Source organism: Bradyrhizobium sp. P2_E8 (assembly GCF_056403875.1).
The window spans coordinates 1-1,800 of record NZ_JBFUES010001279.1; the positions used below are offsets into that span (position 1 = coordinate 1).

3 protein-coding genes are annotated in these 1,800 nt (G+C 65.0%); all 3 read right to left on the minus strand.

Annotated features, from left to right (window positions below; translation table 11 throughout):
- Positions 1 to 227 (minus strand): phosphoglycerate kinase (pgk, locus tag AC1D00_RS39515; RefSeq protein WP_477014417.1); only part of this gene is annotated, 227 nt, incomplete at its 3' end.
- Positions 228 to 369: 142 nt separating this feature from the next.
- A complete protein-coding gene (gene gap / locus AC1D00_RS39520; RefSeq protein ID WP_404553008.1) occupies positions 370 to 1,377 on the minus strand; it encodes a type I glyceraldehyde-3-phosphate dehydrogenase in 1,008 nt (335 codons plus the stop codon).
- Between the two features lie 149 nt (positions 1,378 to 1,526).
- Positions 1,527 to 1,800, minus strand: a 274-nt coding sequence (locus AC1D00_RS39525; RefSeq protein WP_477014418.1) for a transketolase-like TK C-terminal-containing protein, incomplete at its 5' end; no start/stop codon positions are given.

Below are 1,800 nucleotides of genomic sequence, written 5' to 3' on the forward strand. Positions count from 1 at the left end.
GGCTTGAGCGACTCCTTGGCGTCGCGTCCCTTCGGCCGGCCGAAATGCGCGAGCAGGATCACCTTGCCGCCCTTGTCCGAGAGCTCGGCGATGGTCGGCGCGACGCGCTCGAGCCGCGTTGCGTCGCTGACGCGCCCGTTCTCCATGGGCACGTTGAGGTCGACGCGCAGCAGCACGCGTTTGCCCTTCACGTCGACGTCGTCGAGGGTGCGGAATTTGTTTGCCATCGGACACTCTCTTGTCCCGGGCGCACTGCGGCGCGAAGTGCCGCTGTGCCGAACCGGGACCTACGCGGGGTGAGACATGAGTCCCGGCTCTGCGGCGCATCGTGAGGCCACGCTGCGCCGCGTCCGGGACACGAGACCTTGCTTAGATCACCTTCGCGAACGCAACGGCGGTGTCGGCCATGCGGTTCGAGAAGCCCCACTCGTTGTCGTACCAGGACATCACGCGCACCAGCGTGCCGTTCTGGACCTTGGTCTGGTCCTCGTGGAAGGTCGAGGAGTGCGGATCGTGGTTGAAGTCGATCGAGACGTTCGGCGCGTTGGTGTAGCCGAGAATGCCCTTGAGCTGCTGCTCGCTGGCGCGCTTCATCGCCGCGTTGATTTCCTTCACGTCGGTGGCGCGCTTGGCAATGATCTTGAGGTCGACCACCGAGACGTTCGGGGTCGGCACGCGGATCGCGACGCCGTCGAGCTTGCCCTTCAACTCGGGGAGCACGAGACCGATCGCCTTGGCGGCGCCGGTCGAGGTCGGGATCATCGACATCGCCGCCGCACGGCCGCGATAGAGATCCTTGTGCATGGTGTCCAGCGTCGGCTGGTCGCCGGTATAGGCGTGGATCGTGGTCATGAAGCCGGTCTCGATGCCGACGAGGTCGTTCAGCACCTTGGCCACCGGCGCGAGGCAGTTGGTGGTGCAGGAACCGTTGGAGACGACCATGTGATCCCTGGTCAGCGTGTCGTGGTTGACGCCGTAGACGATGGTGGCGTCGGCGCCATCGGCGGGCGCGGAGACCAGCACGCGCTTGGCGCCGGCGGTCAGATGCGCGGAGGCTTTGTCCTTCGCGGTGAAGATGCCGGTGCATTCCATCGCGATGTCGACGCCGAGATCCTTCCAGGGCAGCTTCGAGGGATCGCGCTCGGCGGTCACCTTGATCTTGCCGTTGCCGAGGCTGATCGAGTCGCCGTCGACGGTGACGGTGCCGGGGAAGCGGCCATGGACGCTGTCGAAACGGAGCAGATGGGCGTTGGTCTCGACCGGGCCGAGGTCGTTGATGCCGACCACCTCGATGTCCTTGCGGCCTGACTCGGCAATCGCCCGCAGGATGTTGCGGCCGATACGACCAAAACCGTTGATTCCAACGCGGACTGCCATCTTTCGTCTCCTTCAATGACCGTTGTCATCCCGCCGGACGCGCGGCTAACGCGTCAGCGAGGGTTTTTTAGGGCGGACGCCCGGTTCGGCCGGGCGGTGCTTGATCATATGGGACGTTACGTAGTCCTTTTTTTTGGCAAGCTCAACTCTCAGGAAACGCGCTTCAGCACGGCGTTAACCGCGGCCTCGGCGGTAATGCCGAAATGCTTGTAAAGGTCCTTCGCCGGCGCGCTCGCGCCGAAGGAATGCATGCCGACAAATTCGCCATCCTGGCCGATCACGGCATCCCAGCCCCAGCGCACGGCGGCCTCGATCGCGACCTTCACCGGCGCGTTGCCGATGATCTCGGCGCGCTTCGCCTCTGGTTGCGCTAACAACAGCTCGAGCGAGGGCACCGAGACCACCCGTGACGCGATGCCGCGC

Bases quoted from the DNA above. Each gene is read 5' to 3' on its own strand.
- gap (WP_404553008.1), bottom strand. From the start codon at position 1,377: ATGGCAGTCCGCGTTGGAATCAACGGTTTTGGTCGTATCGGCCGCAAC.